The following is a 16,600-nucleotide window of genomic DNA, read 5'->3' as shown; positions in this document are numbered from 1 at the left end:
GCTCTTCTATCTATATTCCTAAAAGTTAGTTTATTTATTTTTTGTGAGCGTTTAGGGTATATGCACCGGACCACCGGACATTCTTGTTTTCGTTCGCCGCACCGATCGCGGCGTTTTCATGAGATGTGAGGTAGGTATGGTCCGGAACACAATCACCCCAGTGCAGATCGCCCGGGCATTGCGTGCAGCCAAGGAGCGGCACTGATGTCCAGTCTGGCAGATGCAATCGTTCAGAGTGATCTGGACGTCGCCCCCTTGTTGTTGCCCGCGCAAGTCTTGCGCAACGATGCACAAGCCATCAAGGCGGCCCATGAACTGGCGCAAGTCGCCCGCTTGCAAGCAGCCAAACGTGACCGGCAGCGCAAACTGCCATGGTCGGAAATCGAACAGTTCACTCGCAGCGGGCTGGGCAGCATCGCCATCCCGCGCGAGTATGGTGGCCCACAGGTTTCATTCGTCACCCTGGCCGATGTGTTCGCGATCATTTCCGCGGCCGACCCGGCACTCGGGCAAATCCCGCAGAACCAGTTCGGCATTCTCAATCTGGTGCTCGGCAGCGCCACCGAATCACAGAAAAAGCAGCTGTTCAAAAGCGTGCTCGAAGGCTGGCGGATTGGTAATGCCGGGCCGGAACGCGGCACCAAGAATACCCTTGAACTCAAAGCGCGGATCACCGCCGACGGCGATGGCTTCGTCATCAGCGGGCAGAAGTTTTATTCGACCGGCGCCCTGTTCGCCCACTGGGTCGCCGTCAAGGCGCTGAACGACGATGGCAGGCAAGTGCTGGCCTTCGTCCGTCGCGGCACACCCGGTTTGCGCATCGTTGATGACTGGTCCGGTTTTGGTCAGCGCACCACCGCCAGCGGCACGATTTTGCTCAACAATGTGCGGGTCGACGCCGAGCTGGTGGTGGATACCTGGAAGCTCAACGACAAGCCGAACATCCAGGGTGCGGTATCGCAGTTGATTCAAGCGGCGATCGACGCCGGTATCGCCCGGGGCGCCATCGACGACGCCATCGAGTTCGTGAAAACCCGAGCCCGGCCATGGATCGATGCCAAGGTCGACAGGGCCAGCGATGACCTCTACGTGATCGCCGACATCGGCAAACTGAAAATCGAACTGCACGCCGCCGAAGCCTTGTTGCGCAAGGCCGGGCGGGTGCTCGACCAGGTCAGCGCCGCGCCGCTCACTGTCGAGTCCGCCGCGCGTGCCTCGATTGCCGTGGCCGAAGCCAAAGTGCTGACCACCGAGATCTCGCTGCTGGCCAGCGAAAAACTCTTCGAACTGGCCGGCAGCCGCGCCACCCTCGCCGAATTCAACCTCGATCGCCACTGGCGCAACGCTCGCGTGCACACGTTGCACGACCCGGTGCGCTGGAAATATCACGCCATCGGCACTTACCGCTTGAACGGCACGTTACCCGCTCGCCACTCCTGGATCTAACGACCAGCACACTTTTGACCAGATCTCTGGAGAAACACATGACTTTTTCTCACCACGTCGCGGTCATAACCAGCGATGAGCAAGCCCTGATTGTCGCCAGTGACCTGGCCGAGGATTTCAAACGCGACAGCGCCCTGCGCGACCGCGAACGGCGTTTGCCGCACCCGGAACTGGAAGTGTTTTCCCGCTCGGGCCTGTGGGGCATCAGCGTGCCAAAGGAATACGGCGGTGCCGGGGTTTCCAATGGCACGCTGGCCAAGGTGATCGCGCTGATTGCTCAGGCTGACGGCTCTCTAGGACAAATTCCGCAGAACCATTTCTATGCCCTCGAAGTGCTGCGCGTGAATGGCAGCGCCGAGCAGAAAAAACGCCTCTATGCTGAAGTGTTGGCCGGTCAGCGCTTCGGCAATGCACTGGCCGAACTCGGCACAAAAACCGCCCACGACCGCGTCACCCGCCTCACTCGCGACGGTGATGGTTACCGCATCGACGGCCGCAAGTTCTACGCCACCGGTGCCCTCTACGCCCAACGCATCCCAACCTCGGTGGTGGATGAACACGGCGTGCAGCAACTGGCTTTCGTACCCCGTCACAGCAAGGGCCTGACGGTCATCGACGACTGGAGCGGTTTCGGCCAGCGCACCACCGGCAGCGGTTCGGTGGTATTCGAAGACGTCTTCGTCGCCGCCGAAGACGTGATCCCGTTCCAGAGCGCTTTCGAGCGTCCGACCACCGTCGGCCCGCTGGCGCAGATTCTTCACGCCGCCATCGACACCGGCATCGCCCGCGCCGCCTATGAAGATGCGCTGCACTTCGTGCGCACCAGGACCCGGCCATGGATCGATTCGGGCAATGAAAACGCCACCGAAGACCCCCTGACTCTCAAGAGCTTCGGCCACTTGAGCATTCGCCTGCACGCCACCGAAGCGCTGCTGGAACGCGCCGGCGAATTCCTCGACAAGGCCCAGGCCCAGACTGACGCACAGACCGTCGCCGCTGCGTCGATTGCCGTCGCCGAAGCCCGGGCCATCAGCACCGAAATTTCTCTCGCCGCCGGCAGCACGCTGTTCGAATTGGCCGGCAGTCAGGCCACACTTGCCGAACACGGGCTGGATCGCCACTGGCGCAACGCTCGGGTGCATACGCTGCATGACCCGGTGCGCTGGAAGTATCACGCCGTCGGCAACTACTACCTCAACGATGAAAACCCGCCGTTGCGGGGGACCATCTGAATGGCCACGCCTCAGACAACCAAAAAAAAGATCCTGCTCAATGCCTTCAACATGAATTGCATCGGGCACATCAACCATGGCCTGTGGACGCATCCACGGGACAACTCCACCCAATACAAAACCATCGAATACTGGACCGAACTGGCACAACTGTTGGAGCGCGGGCTGTTCGATGGACTGTTCATCGCCGACATCGTCGGGGTGTACGACGTCTACCAGAACTCGGTGGGCGTGCCGCTGCAAGAGTCGATTCAGTTGCCGGTCAACGATCCGCTGCTACTGGTCTCGGCCATGGCCGCCGTCACCAGAAACCTCGGCTTCGGCCTGACCGCCAACCTGACCTACGAACCGCCGTACCTGTTCGCCCGACGCCTGTCGACCCTCGATCACCTGAGCCGCGGCCGGGTCGGCTGGAACATCGTCACCGGCTACCTCGACAGTGCCGCCAAGGCCATGGGCCTGAGCGAACAGGTCGAACACGATCGCCGTTACGACCAGGCCGACGAATACCTGCAGGTGCTCTACAAACTCTGGGAAGGCAGCTGGGAAAACGGCGCGGTGCTGAACGATCCGCAGCAACGGATCTACGCCCAACCGGAAAAAGTGCACAAGGTCGAGCACAAGGGCGAGTTCTATCAGGTCGAGGGCTATCACCTGTGCGAACCGTCGCCGCAACGCACGCCGGTACTGTTCCAGGCAGGGAGTTCCGATCGCGGTTTGCAGTTCGCCGGGCGCCATGCCGAGTGCGTGTTCATCAGCGGCCAGAACAAACCGGCGACCAAGGCTCAAGTGGACAAGGTTCGCGCCAGCGCCGTCGAGGCCGGGCGCAACCCCGAGGACATCAAGGTGTTCATGGGGCTCAATGTGATTGTCGGCGCCACTGAAGAACAGGCCTGGGCCAAGCATGCCGAGTACCTGAGCTACGCCAGTGCCGAGGCCGGAGTCGCGCATTTCTCGGCGTCCACCGGGATCGACTTCTCTGAATACGAGATCGACGAACCGATCCAGTACGTGAAGAGCAACGCCATCCAGTCCGCCACCAAAAACCTGCAAAACAACGACTGGACCCGGCGCAAATTGCTCGAGCAACACGCCCTCGGCGGGCGCTACATCACGGTGGTCGGATCGCCTGAGCAGGTGGCTGATGAGCTGGAGTCGTGGATTGCTGAAACCGGGCTCGATGGTTTCAACCTGACGCGGATTGTTACACCGGAAAGCTATGTGGATTTTATTGAGCTGGTGATTCCGGAGTTGCAGCGTCGAGGATCGTACAAGACGGCTTACGACAACGGCAGCTTGCGGGAAAAGCTGTTTCACAAAGGGGCGCATTTGCCTGAGCAACACACAGGCTCGGCGTTTCGCCGTTAAAAGCATCGCGGGCAAGCCTCGCTCCTACACAGGAACTGCGAACGCCATAGATCCACTGTAGGAGCGAGGCTTGCCCGCGAAGAGGCCCGCCCAAACACCCCAAATTCATGCACCGACTGGAAAACTCATCATGACCAATACACTCTTAACCCGCCCAGTCAAAGCACTGGCCCTGGCCCTCGGCCTCTTCAGCTCCATCACCTTCGCAGCCGACGCGCCGCTGAAAGTCGGCACCACCGCCGCCTTCGCCATCCCCCTGGAAGCCGCCGTCGAAGAAGCCAAAAAACAAGGCCTGCAAGTCGACCTGGTGGAGTTCAGCGACTGGATCGCCCCCAACGTCAGCCTCGCCGCCGGCGACATCGACGTGAACTACTTCCAGCACATCCCGTTCCTGGAAAACGCCAAGGCCGCCGCCGGTTTTGACCTAGTGCCATTCGCCCCGGGGATCATCAACAACGTCGGCCTCTACTCGAAAAAATACAAAAGCTTCGACGAGCTGCCCGAAGGCGCCAGCGTGGCCATCGCCAACGATCCGATCAACAGCGGGCGTGGCCTGCAACTGCTGGCCAAGGCTGGCCTGATCAAGCTCAAACCGGGTGTCGGCTACAAGGCCACCGAAGAAGACATCGTCGCCAATCCAAAGAAAATCAAAATCCTTCAGGTCGAAGCCGTGCAACTGGTGCGCGCCTACGATGACGCCGATCTGGTCCAGGGCTACCCGGCCTACATCCGCCTGGCGAAGACCTTCGATGCCGGCTCTGCCCTGCTGTTCGACGGCCTCGATCACAAGGAATACGTGATTCAGTTCGTAATCCAGCCGAACAGCAAAACCGACCCGCGCCTGATCAAGTTCGTCGACATCTATCAGCACTCACCCGCCGTTCGCGCAGCCTTGGATAAAGCCCATGGCAAGCTCTACCAAGCCGGCTGGGAAAGCTGAGCATGACGGCCGCGATCCTACGGCGACTGGAGATTCCAGAGCCCCGCCATATCCCGGAGCATGTCGAACAGACCGAACTGCACCCGGACCTTAATCGCGCCCATGTGCGCTTCATCGCCCTGGGCAAAACCTACAACGGTCAGCAAGGTCCCGTGGCGGCATTGCACGGCATCGACCTGGCGATCCAGCGCGGTGAAGTGTTCGGCATCATTGGCCGCAGCGGTGCCGGCAAGTCGTCGCTGATCCGCACCATCAACCGTCTCGAACAGCCGAGCACGGGGCGCGTGCTAATCGATCAAGTGGACATCGGCGAGTTCGATGAAGACCGGTTAGTCGCGCTGCGTCGGCGCATCGGCATGATCTTCCAGCACTTCAACCTGATGTCGGCCAAGACGGTCTGGCAGAACGTCGAGTTGCCGCTGAAAGTCGCCGGTGTGCCGAAGGAAAAACGCGAGCAGAAAGTCCGCGAACTGCTGGAGCTGGTAGGCCTGCAAGAGAAGCACAAAGCCTATCCGGCGCAGCTGTCCGGCGGGCAGAAACAGCGCGTCGGCATCGCCCGGGCGCTGGTGCACGACCCGGCGATTTTGCTTTGTGACGAAGCGACTTCGGCGCTGGACCCGGAGACCACGCAATCGATCCTCGGCCTGCTGCGCGAGATCAATCGGCGCCTGGGCCTGACCATTGTGCTGATCACTCACGAGATGGCGGTGATTCGCGATATCTGCGACCGGGTGGTGGTGCTGGAGCACGGACGAATCGTCGAGCAAGGGCCGGTATGGGAAGTCTTCGGCAACCCGCAACATGAGGTCAGCAAGACGTTGCTGGGGCCGTTGCAACACGCGCTTCCGGAAGAATTGCAAAGCCGGTTGCGTTCACAGCCGAAGTCCGCCGAGGACGCCGTGGTGCTGCGACTGCAGTTCACCGGAGCAGCTCATGATGAACCTGACGTGGCCGCATTGTTCAGCGCCCTCGGCGGCCGCGTGCGCTTGCTGCAGGGTGGCGTTGAACGGATTCAGGGCCATGCCCTCGGGCAACTGCTGCTGGCGGTGACCGGTTCGTCTCTCGGCGCCGAAGAACTGCGTCAACGCGCCGGCAAATGGTCTCAACAGGCGGAGGTGTTGGGTTATGTGGTTTGATCGCTTGCTGCAAGGTTTCATCGACACCTTCCTGATGGTCGGTGTGTCGTCGTTGATTGCACTGCTGGCGGGCATTCCCTTGGCGGTGATCCTGGTGACGAGTTCCAAGGGCGGCATCTACGAAGCGCCAGCGCTGAACCGCACTTTAGGCGCGTTCGTGAATCTGTTTCGCTCGATTCCGTTTTTGATTTTGATGGTGGCGTTGATTCCGTTTACCCGGTTGATCGTCGGTACCACCTACGGTGTCTGGGCCGCTGTAGTGCCGCTGACCATTGCCGCCACGCCGTTTTTCGCGCGTATCGCTGAAGTCAGCTTGCGCGAGGTCGACCACGGGTTAATCGAAGCGGCGCAGGCGATGGGTTGCCGGCGCTGGCACATCGTTTGGCATGTGCTGCTGCCCGAAGCGTTGCCGGGGATTGTCGGGGGTTTCACCATCACCTTGGTGACGATGATCAACTCGTCAGCGATGGCCGGGGCGATTGGTGCGGGTGGGCTGGGGGATATTGCTTATCGGTATGGGTATCAGCGCTTTGATAGTCAGATCATGTTGACGGTGATTGTGTTGCTGGTGGTATTGGTGGCAATCATCCAATTGGGTGGGGATCGCTTCGCGCGGGGGCTGAATAAGCGTTGATCAAGTGCAGGTTAAGATCATAACCAGTGGAGGGCGTAAGAGTGGCGTAGCATCCCACTCTTACGCCACTAAATTTTGTTTGCGACGCAGCTGTAGCTCCGGCCTGTGAAGTTCAGCTTCAAATAACTGCTTAAACTCCGATGCATTTTTCCCAAAATCATCACTATTCCCTACCAACATATTGAGCAAATTTCGCTTTACTTCCGTGGAGAGTTCTTTATATTTCTCGACCTTGCCCACCCCGTTTTTAGCCATATCAGACGCTATACTAAAATCATCAACGCTGTCGCCTCCAGACACAAAATCATCCGGAACCTTAAACGTTTTTGGCTCATTCAACGATCTAGACGTTCCAACTAATACCGGCACACTTCGATACCCTTCTACTGCCTGTAAAGGCAGACCGCGCACATCATTTAAAGTAAATCCAACCGTCTGCCTTTCATCACTTTTAAAAATCTGTATTGCCTGTAGATGCGAGGGTCCAACAGGATTATCCGGGGAATGAATTATGGGTTTTCCACCGTCATGCGTCCCACCCTCCTTGAATGGTGCTCTCCATTCTTCAACCACAGCTCTTTGCCTGACCATTGCCAATGGATATATATTAACCTCCCCACTGACAACGTTTGCTATCCCGGCAAAACTATTACCCGGCTCTGATTGCTCAAGATAAAAACCAAGCTCCCAACTTTGAACAAACGCGGGAATCTTGTAGTTCACGACAAGACTCGAGTGAACAAAATCATCACTGTCGAGTGCTTTTTCCGCAAAATTTAAAACAACCGTACCTTCGTGATCAACAAAAATGATTGGATTGTTTTCTAGATAGCGATAAATATTCAATCCGTCCACCGCCCCAAGGGGGTCAGCACTCAACCACCGTTGTAACCATGGCGTGCAATACCGATATCCGTAATAATAAAGCCCCGTCGCATCCCGTTCTTTGCCTGAATAACGAATGGTTTTGTACTTCGCCACCATTTCACTTTTGCCCGCCCAGCAGGCCGTACCGCCGAAGGGATAATAGTGTTCTTGAGTCAGCACACCCGCTTCCTCGTCCAGTTCCAACGTGCTGGAGCCGAGATGATCGCTGAGGCTGTAGCGCTGTTGATCGGTATGAGCACCTTCGGGCCAGTGCAAGGCTCGAACACTGCTACGTCCGGCTTCGGTGCTGATGACATGGTGCACTTGACCATCGGCCTCACGGTGGATTTCCAGATTGGGGAGGTAACGGACTTCAGCGCGTAACGTCCGCCGATTGGTTTGGCTGAAAAGTACTTTGCGCAGCCGATGGCCGGGGCGGTCGTAGGCATACCATTCGTAGTCATCAGCTTCACCCTTGCGCTTGACCAACGTCACCCGGCTCAACTGATTGCGGATATCCCAAAGCATGGTTTGCCCGCGTTGCAGTTCCCGTTGGTTGCCGCAGGCATCGAAGCCTGAGGCGATCTCAGGCTCACCCGGCAAGGTTCCGTCATCCCATTGCGCCAGGCTGCGGTTGCAGTTGGCAGAAGTGAACATCGAGAAGCCGGGCGCACCGCTGTGGTGGCGGGTGATCAGATTGCCCGCCGCGTCGTAGTCGAAGTGCTGGGTGTAATTGCGCCGCTGATTAGGATCCAGCGGTGTGGGCAGCAAGTCCGGTAGTGCGGGTCCATGGCTGGGCGTACTGACCTCCCAACCCTTGGCCTCGACCAACTGATACAGGCTGTCATAGCGGTAGCGGTTGATCGGGTTGATACGCTGGTTATTGAAGTAAGTAACGGCTTGGGACTTGTCCTCCAGCTCGACAATATTGCCCACTTGGTCGTAGTGGTAGTTCAGGTCCTGCAACGGCTTTTGATCGCCAACTTGCGCCATCAGCCTGATCAACCGACCGTCTTCGGCACTGTAGACAGCACGCGTCACCACACCATTACCTGCGGTTTCGCTTTCGATTTGACTATGGGCGTTGTACAGGATGTCGCTGACCAGTCGCTGCTGTGTCTGGCCATCCCCCGCCTGCAACAACCAAGTCTCGCTCAGGCTACCCGCCATGTCGTAGCCAAAGGTTCGATCATTACCCATGGCATCGGTCTGACGTTGAATGTCGCCTGTTGGACGGAACACGTGCCGCGTGACGAACGATTGATCTTCCAGCCACGCCTCTCGGGACTCCGGATCATCCGGCCAATCCGGTGTTTCAAGGTCGGTGAGAAATCGCCGCTCCTCAACCAGGGCAGAACCGGCAAGCCCATAGTCGGTGAAGCATTGACTGCCCGCAGGATCATCATGACGAATCAGCCGTCCGCATTGATTGTGTTGAATGAATGCTTCAGGAGAACCGCCGTAGGTCAGTCGCTCCACGACACGGGGCAGTTCCGCGCTAGCCTGCTCCGTGACCGTGATCGGACGTTGTTGATTGTCATGGTCGGTGTGCCGCTGATTGCCTCGGGCATCCCAGGACGAACAAGGCAAACCGGCCTGATCCAGCAGGTTCAGCTGCCAGCCGGCATCGACGCTGTCCGTCAGTAACGGCTGATCGTTCAAACCGTAGAAGGTGTACAGATTCGCCTTCGGCGCCGTTCCCCATAATCGTGGATCCCACGACTCACACAGCCGCCCCGCACCGTCGAACACTTGCCGGGTGATGCGCGGCTCGACATCTGACTTATCCGGATGGCGGCAGTAACCCACGCTACGGACGGCCAGCGCACGTGGGTCCATGACCGACAAGGTCGGGGTGTGATGGTGAACGTTCATGGTATCGACGGTCCTTCGTTCTGGTAGAGGAAAGACTGAACGCTTTTTCACCTGACGGATACTGTAAGAAGTAACAGGTAAGCACCGACTCCAAAGGGGAAGTTTTCGCACAGAAAAATCAGCGTTCCTACAAGGCTAATCCCTTCCCTTTGCAGGACGTTTCCTAGATTATTCCGCACGCTTGCGCCGACAGATTTCCGTGCCTAGTCTTCGTCCGTCACTGCTCATCAGTGATCGGGTTTAGTAGCCCGAATCAATAGGTGCATAGCGTTTTCATGCTCATGCCCGGTAACTCTGCCGGGTACTGAATATGGTGGCTGTGCGTGGGGCATCTTCGGATGCACCGGGTTTCCTATTGACCGGCCTACTAACCTGCGCACAGCCGCCACCCATCGTTTAGTAGGCGAGAAGTGTCGGCTCCCACGCAGCAATAGGAGCAACACAGATGAAACGGCCAGTTCCCGATCCACCCTCCAATTCAACCAGAAACGACGACCCCCTCAGAGACCGCTCCGCACTCTACCGGGCGATCGATTTCTACCTGACCGGCGAACAACCCTCGGCACCGGATGAGCTACGGTTCTACAACGTCAGCAATGATGTGAGCTTCGAAGACACCCAGCTCTACATCGCCGATTTGCTGCGCTGTGCCTCGGTCACCGCCTATCAATGTGGCGACCACCTCAAAGGCGCCGACAGGGCCATGGTGTTTTCCATCTGGCATCTGCTGGAGATCGCCAAGGCCATGGTTGATCGGTCGATTGATTGTCTGGGGATGAAGCAAAGCTGAGTCTGATCCAAGTCATTGGTCGCCAGTGATACCGCCTTCGCGGGCAAGCCTCGCCCCTACAGGGATCGTGGATCGCCTGAATGGCATAAAACCTGTAGGAGCGAGGCTTGCCCGCGAGTGGCTGCGAAGCAGCCACCGGCTTGATGGCGTATATTCGGCGAATTCACATTGCCTGCGCAGCCGACCATGAAACAGACTCCCGCCGACCTCGAGCAGATCACCGCCACCACCCTGGGCCATTACAACTCGGTGGCCGAAGGTTTTCGCGAGGGCACCCGCGATCACGATGTCAGCCAGAACATCGATGCCCTGTTGCGGCATATTCAGGGTGAGGCGCCGTTCGATATTCTCGACTTCGGCTGCGGGCCTGGCCGCGACTTGCAGACCTTTACGCGCATGGGCCATACCGCCGTAGGCCTCGATGGTTCGGAGAAGTTCGCGCAGATGGCGCGCGAGGACAGTGGCTGCGAGGTCTGGCAGCAGGACTTTCTGAAACTGGATCTGCCGGCCGAGCGATTCGACGGGATTTTTGCCAATGCGGTGTTGTTCCACATCCCGCGCCAGGAGTTGCCGCGGGTGTTGAAGGAACTGCGTGGGGCGTTGAAACCGGGTGGCGTGTTGTTCAGCTCCAATCCGCGCGGGGAGAATCAGGAGGGGTGGAACGGGCCGCGTTATGGGGCGTATCACGATCTTCAAGCGTGGCAGCAATTGCTGACAGAGGCGGGGTTTGTCGAGCTGGAGCATTACTACCGGCCGGCTGGGCTGCCGCGGGAGCAGCAGCCTTGGTTGGCCAGTGTTTGGCGCAAGCCTGCGTAGTCCGTCAGGACGCCATCGCGGGCAAGCCCGCTCCCACAGGGAACCGAGTTTTCCTGGACGACTCGGTCAACTGTGGGAGCGGGCTTGCTCGCGAATAGAGCGCGCAGCGCTCGCCTTTATGCGACCTCTTTCTTCGGCTCGCGAATCTTGTACCAAGCCACATACAGCGCCGGCAAAAACAGCAGCGTCAGCAAGGTGGCGATGATGATCCCGCCAATCATTGCGTAAGCCATCGGCCCCCAGAACACTTCCCGGGCGATCGGGATCATCCCCAGGCTCGCCGCTGCCGCCGTCAGCAGAATCGGTCGGCGCCGATGCTCGGTCGCTTGCAGCACCGCGTCCCACGGTGCGTAGCCGTCCTTCTCGAACGCCTCGATCTGCGTCACCAGGATCACCGAGTTGCGGATGATGATGCCGATCAGCGCCAGAATGCCGAGGATCGCCACGAAGCCCATGGGCGTGCCGGTCGGGATCAGCGCCAGCACCACGCCGATCAAGCCGAGGGGTGCGACGCTGGCCACCAGGAACAGCTTCTGCACGCTGTGCAACTGGATCATCAGGAAGGTCGCCATCAAGAACAGCATCAACGGCACCACTTTGGCGATCGGCCCCTGGGCCTTGCCGCTTTCCTCGACCGTACCGCCCGTGGCGACCTTGTAGCCCACCGGCAAACTGGCGGCGAATTTCTCGATGTCCGGTTTCAACTGCTTCACCAGGTCAGTCGGCTGGATCTCGTCACGCACCGCGGCCTTGATGGTGATGGTCGGCTTGCGGTCTCGGCGCCACACCAATGGCTGTTCAAGCTCATAGCGCACGGTAGCGAAAGCCAGTAGCGGAATGGAAGTGCCGCCCGGTGAGACGATCTGCAGATTCTGCAGGGTTTCCGGCGTACCGCGCTCCTCATCGATAGCACGACCCACGACATTGATCAGATAGATATCGTCATCGACCTGGGTCACGGGCGCGCCGACGACGATGCTGTTCATCAAGTTGGCCACGTCTTCCGACGACAGCCCCAGTTGCCGCGCCTTGTCCTGGGCGATGTCGATGCGCAGGACTTTGCCCGGCTCGTTCCAGTCGAAAATGATCTCGCCGATGTGCGAGTTTTTATCCAGTTCGGTGGCCAGGGCAATCGCGTGCTTGCGCACCTGATCGATGTCCTTGCCGCTGACCCGGTACTGAATCGGCCGCCCCACTGGCGGCCCCATTTCCAGGGCCTGGACGTAGCTGCCGATGCCGACGAAGTCTTTGCGCAGCCGTTCACGCAAGCGCTGGCTCAAGGCCGTGCGCGACTCCAGGCCCTTGCTGACGATCACCAATTGCGCGTAGTACGGGTTTTGCAATTGCTGGTCCAGAGGCAGGTAGAAACGTATCGCACCTTCGCCGATGTAGGTGCTCCAGCGCACGATGTCCGGATCGTCCTTGAGGGTCGCCTCGAGCTTGTCCACGGCTTTGCGGGTTTCGGCGATCGAGGCGTTTTGCGGCAGGTTCAGGTCGACGAGGATTTCCGGCCTGTCGGAGGACGGGAAGAACTGGTTCTGCACGAACTGCATGGAGAACACCGACGCCGCGAACAGTGCAATGGTGATGCCGATGGCCCACCAGCGGTTGCGCATGGCCCAGAGCATGCCGTAATTGAACGTGCGACCGATGCGACCGGGTTCCGCGTCATGGGGTTTCACATTGGCGCTGAGGATGTGCACGCCGATCACCGGCGCAAACAACACCGCGACAACCCATGACACCAGCATCGCCACGGCGATCACCGCAAACAGGGTGAAGGTGTACTCGCCCGCCGAACTGGCGTTCAGACCGATAGGCACAAAACCGGCCACTGTCACCAAGGTACCGGTGAGCATCGGGAACGCGGTCGAGGTGTAGGCGAACGTGGCTGCTTGCTCCTTGGTTTCGCCCATCTCCAGCCGGGTGACCATCATCTCCACCGTGATCATCGCGTCGTCCACCAGCAGGCCGAGGGCGATGATCAGCGCACCGAGGGAAATCCGCTGCATGGTGATGCCGCTGTATTCCATGAAGACGAAGACCATCGCCAACACCAGCGGAATCGAGCACGCCACCACCAGCCCGGCACGTACGCCGAGGCTGATGAAGCTGACGACCAGCACGATGACCACCGCCTCGAACAATGCGCTGGTGAAGCCGCCGACAGCTTTTTCCACCACGTCAGCCTGGTCGGAAACGTTGTGCACACCGACGCCCACCGGCAGCTCTGCGGTCAGGTCATTCATGCGCTGGTGCAGGGCCTTGCCAAACTCCTGAATGTTGCCGCCTTTCTTCATGGCGATCGCCAGGCCAATGGCTGGCTGGCCATTGAAGCGAAATTGCGGCGTGGCCGGGTCGACATAGCCACGGCTGATTTCAGCAATGTCGGCCAGACGATAGAAGCGATCATTGAGCCTTAAATTGACGTTGGCCAAGTCTTTTTCGGACTCGAACTGACCGGACGTGCGCACGGAGATCCGCTCCGGCCCGGCTTCGATCACCCCGGCCGGGGTCACCGCGTTTTGCGATTGCAGACTTTGCACCACCTGGCGCTGATCAATGCCCAGCGCCGCCAGTTTACGGGTGGAGAAATTCAGATAGAGCACTTCATTCTGCTCGCCCACCATCTCGACCTTGCCCAGCCCCGGCACTTCGCGGATCTCTGCACGGACTTGTTCGACGTAATCGCGCAACTGGCGCATCGACAAGCCGTCGGCAGTAAAGGCGTAGACCGAGCCGAACACATCACCGAATTCGTCGTTGAACCCCGGCCCTTGCAAACCCTTGGGGAATTCGCCGCGAATATCGTTGATCTTCTTGCGCACCTGGTACCAGATCTGCGGAATATCCTTGGCGCTGGTGGTGTCGCGCAGGTAGACAAAGACTGTCGATTCGCCGGGCCGGGTGTAGCTTTTCACATAGTCGAGAGAGTCGAGTTCTTCGAGTTTTTTCTCGATGCGGTCCGTGACCTGCTTGAGGGTTTCTTCCTGGGTCGCACCCGGCCAGCGGGTCTGGATCACCATGGTCTTGATGGTGAAAGAAGGGTCTTCTTCGCGGCCGAGGTTCATGTACGAGAACACACCCATCAGCAGCGCGACGAACATCAAATACCAGACAAACGACTGATGCTTGAGGGCCCATTCGGATAAGTTGAAACTCCCTTTCATTGCGGGCTGTCCTCGTCGATTTTCACTTTCTGCCCCGGTTTGAGGCTGTTCACTCCCGCACTGACGACCCGCTCGCCGGACTTCACACTGCTGGTCAGGACCACGGTGCTGTCAGTCCGGCTGATGAGACTGACGTCCCGCGGGGAAACGGTTTGCGTCTGTGGATCGACGACCCAGATCCGCGATTTGCCATCCACCTCTTGCAGCACGCTCAGCGGCAGTTCGATGCGCGGCTTGATCGCGGAGCTGATGGTCACGCTGATTGCCGTACCGAGGCGCAAACCCGGTGGCGTGTCCGTCAGGCTCAGGCGGGCGCGACGGGTACGGGTCGCACTTTGCGCCTGGGGTTCGATTTCACGGACGATGGCGGTGGTGGTGATACCCGGGTCCAGTTGCGCGGCAACCTGAAACACCACGTCCGCCGGCAATTGGTCGACCAGGGTGTCGGGCAGGTCGATCACTGCTTCCTTGATGTCCGGCTGCGCCAGGGTCACCACTTGCTGGCCAGCCGTCACTACTTGCCCGGCTTCGGCGTTCCATGCAGTGACGATGGCTTTGTGGTCGGTGCGCAGTTCGACGTAGTCGAGTTGATCCTTGGCCTGAGCGACCGCCGCCCTGGCCTGGTCGAGGGAAGCCTGAGTGGTTTTGAGGTCGGTCTGCGCGATGTCCAGTTGGGCCTGCGCACCGACTCCGCGATCGAACAACTCCTGCTGGCGGCGGGCGTTGGCCTGGGCGTTGATCAACTGCGCCTGGACGCGAGCCAGATCGCCTTGGGCCGAGCGCAACTGGTTTTGCTGATCAGTGGGGTCAAGCGTTGCCAGCAAGGCGCCCTTCTCGACTTCGGCACCGACATCGACGTTGCGGCTGGCGATGCGTCCCGGCACGCGAAAACCGATATTGCTTTCATAACGGGCCTGGATGCTGCCGGCGAAGCGGCCGAGATTTTCCTCGTCCAGCGCCTGTACCTTGATCGACAGCACCGGGCGTACCGGCTCCGGTGGCGGTTCTTTTTTCGAGCAGGCCACCAGCATCACACCGGCGCAAACCAGTAACAGACGCTTCATGGTTGGGCTCCCGCGCCTAAGTCTTTATAGGTGTTTTCGGCAATCTCCACTTTCACCCCGGGATGCAGCAGCTGGCCGCCCGCGATGACTACTTTTTCACCACCCTTGAGGCCAGCGCTGATAACGACATGACCGGTGAGGTAACGGCCGACCGTGACTGTATGCAGCTGCGCCTTGCTTTCGTCGTCCACCAGCCACACGGCCGGGTCGCTGAGATTTTTGGTCAAGGCCGACCAGGGTAGCTCCACGGCGGACTTACCGGCTGTCTTGGCCGTGGCACTCACCACCGAGCCGAGCTGCATGCCTTGCGGCAGGCCATCGAGGCTGACTTTGACCTGCACCGTACCGGTCTGCGCGGATACCGCCGGGGTGATTTCGCGCACGGTGCCGGTGGTTTTGATTGCTGGATTTCCGAGCAGGCTGACCACCACCGATTTATCCGACGGCGGTTCGGCCAGCAGCGACTCATAGACGTTGAACACCGCGTCGCGCTCACCATCCCGGGCCAGGCTGAAAATTGGCACCGTGGCCTGCACCACCTGGCCGACTTCCGCCTGGCGGGCGGTAATCACCCCGGGTGCATCGGCAATCAACGCGGTGTAGCTCAGCTGTTCACGGGCGTTGGCCAATTGCGCCTGGGCAGCCGCCAGGGCGCTTTGACTGCTGTGCAATGCGGCCTGGGCGGAATCGTATTCGCTTTGGCTGGTGTAGCCCTTGGGCAGGAGTTTTTGCTGGCGCACGAAAGCGGCGGCGGTCTGTTTGACCCGGGCCTGTTCGGCAACCACCTGCGCCTGGGCCGAATCGACGCTGGTTTGCAGGTCCTTGGGATCGAGCCGGGCGAGCACCTGCCTGGCCGACACCCGATCACCCACATCGACCGTGCGCTGGATGATCTTGCCGGCGACGCGAAACGACAGCTGCGTCTGCACCCGCGCCTGGACATCACCCGTGAGGGTCACCGAGGCCGCATAGTCGGCCGGCTTGACCTCTTGCACGAACACTCGCGGACGGTCCTTTTCGACCTGGGGTTTATCGCCGCAGGCGGTCAGCAAAGCCAGGAAACCCAAGCCAAGCACTGTTTTCAATCCGGGACCAGCCATGCAGACTCCTTTGCGTTGTACGGGCGTGCCAGTTCGATACGACTGTGAGCTTAGAACAGGGTTCCACCTTCGCCTACGCTGACATGCATTTCCTACTGCATGGGTTGCAGATAAGTCCTACAAGTCAAATTCGCCAATGCGGTTATCCTGATGCCGTTTCGG

The 16,600-nt window shown here is 59.4% G+C and carries 12 protein-coding genes; 8 read left to right on the top strand and 4 right to left on the bottom strand.

Annotated features, from left to right (window positions below):
* The first annotated feature begins 204 nt into the window (after positions 1-204).
* From F8N80_RS22590 to F8N80_RS22565, 6 genes are all read left to right on the top strand, one after another.
* The gene (locus F8N80_RS22590; RefSeq protein WP_150784730.1) at positions 205-1,446 is read left to right on the top strand and encodes an SfnB family sulfur acquisition oxidoreductase; all 1,242 of its coding nucleotides are present in this window, start codon (positions 205-207) and stop codon (positions 1,444-1,446) included.
* Between the two features lie 38 nt (positions 1,447-1,484).
* Entirely contained in the window at positions 1,485-2,678 is a 1,194-nt protein-coding gene (locus F8N80_RS22585) for an SfnB family sulfur acquisition oxidoreductase (protein WP_150784729.1), read from the top strand.
* Positions 2,679-4,046 carry an LLM class flavin-dependent oxidoreductase gene (locus tag F8N80_RS22580; protein WP_150784728.1) on the top strand — a complete coding sequence of 456 codons (1,368 nt, stop codon included), beginning with the start codon at positions 2,679-2,681 and terminating at the stop codon, positions 4,044-4,046.
* A gap of 130 nt (positions 4,047-4,176) precedes the next feature.
* Positions 4,177-4,986 carry a MetQ/NlpA family ABC transporter substrate-binding protein gene (locus F8N80_RS22575; RefSeq protein ID WP_150784727.1) on the top strand — a complete coding sequence of 270 codons (810 nt, stop codon included), beginning with the start codon at positions 4,177-4,179 and terminating at the stop codon, positions 4,984-4,986.
* Positions 4,987-4,988: 2 nt separating this feature from the next.
* Positions 4,989-6,122 carry a methionine ABC transporter ATP-binding protein gene (locus F8N80_RS22570; RefSeq protein WP_150784726.1) on the top strand — a complete coding sequence of 378 codons (1,134 nt, stop codon included), beginning with the start codon at positions 4,989-4,991 and terminating at the stop codon, positions 6,120-6,122.
* Positions 6,112-6,756, top strand: coding sequence for a methionine ABC transporter permease (locus F8N80_RS22565; RefSeq protein WP_150747202.1), 645 nt, complete (start codon positions 6,112-6,114; stop codon positions 6,754-6,756). The genes F8N80_RS22570 and F8N80_RS22565 overlap by 11 nt, the downstream gene beginning before the upstream one ends.
* 60 nt (positions 6,757-6,816) lie before the next feature.
* Here the strand turns inward: F8N80_RS22565 and F8N80_RS22560 are convergent, their stop codons facing one another.
* Positions 6,817-9,498 carry an RHS repeat domain-containing protein gene (locus tag F8N80_RS22560; RefSeq protein ID WP_150747201.1) on the bottom strand — a complete coding sequence of 894 codons (2,682 nt, stop codon included), beginning with the start codon at positions 9,496-9,498 and terminating at the stop codon, positions 6,817-6,819.
* 445 nt (positions 9,499-9,943) lie between these two features.
* On the opposite strand from F8N80_RS22560, the gene F8N80_RS22555 reads away from it, so the two are divergent.
* Together F8N80_RS22555 and F8N80_RS22550 are read left to right on the top strand one after the other, a co-directional pair.
* Positions 9,944-10,288 carry a DUF6124 family protein gene (locus F8N80_RS22555; protein WP_150784725.1) on the top strand — a complete coding sequence of 115 codons (345 nt, stop codon included), beginning with the start codon at positions 9,944-9,946 and terminating at the stop codon, positions 10,286-10,288.
* Between the two features lie 186 nt (positions 10,289-10,474).
* Positions 10,475-11,104 carry a class I SAM-dependent methyltransferase gene (locus F8N80_RS22550; protein WP_150784724.1) on the top strand — a complete coding sequence of 210 codons (630 nt, stop codon included), beginning with the start codon at positions 10,475-10,477 and terminating at the stop codon, positions 11,102-11,104.
* Between the two features lie 116 nt (positions 11,105-11,220).
* Here the strand turns inward: F8N80_RS22550 and F8N80_RS22545 are convergent, their stop codons facing one another.
* The 3 genes from F8N80_RS22545 to F8N80_RS22535 are packed head-to-tail and all read right to left on the bottom strand — an operon-like array spanning position 11,221 to position 16,438.
* Positions 11,221-14,274 carry an efflux RND transporter permease subunit gene (locus F8N80_RS22545; protein WP_150784723.1) on the bottom strand — a complete coding sequence of 1,018 codons (3,054 nt, stop codon included), beginning with the start codon at positions 14,272-14,274 and terminating at the stop codon, positions 11,221-11,223.
* Positions 14,271-15,338, bottom strand: coding sequence for an efflux RND transporter periplasmic adaptor subunit (locus F8N80_RS22540; RefSeq protein ID WP_150784722.1), 1,068 nt, complete (start codon positions 15,336-15,338; stop codon positions 14,271-14,273). Before F8N80_RS22540 ends, F8N80_RS22545 begins: the two co-directional genes overlap by 4 nt.
* Positions 15,335-16,438: an efflux RND transporter periplasmic adaptor subunit gene (locus F8N80_RS22535; RefSeq protein ID WP_150784721.1), complete on the bottom strand. Its 1,104-nt coding sequence runs from the start codon at positions 16,436-16,438 to the stop codon at positions 15,335-15,337. The genes F8N80_RS22540 and F8N80_RS22535 overlap by 4 nt, the downstream gene beginning before the upstream one ends.
* Positions 16,439-16,600 lie beyond the last annotated feature (162 nt).

This window comes from Pseudomonas fluorescens, assembly GCF_902497995.1.
GTDB classification, from domain to species: domain Bacteria; phylum Pseudomonadota; class Gammaproteobacteria; order Pseudomonadales; family Pseudomonadaceae; genus Aquipseudomonas; species Aquipseudomonas fluorescens_BK.
Note: the sequence above shows the minus strand (reverse complement) of the source record. Positions and strands in the feature narration are given on the sequence as shown.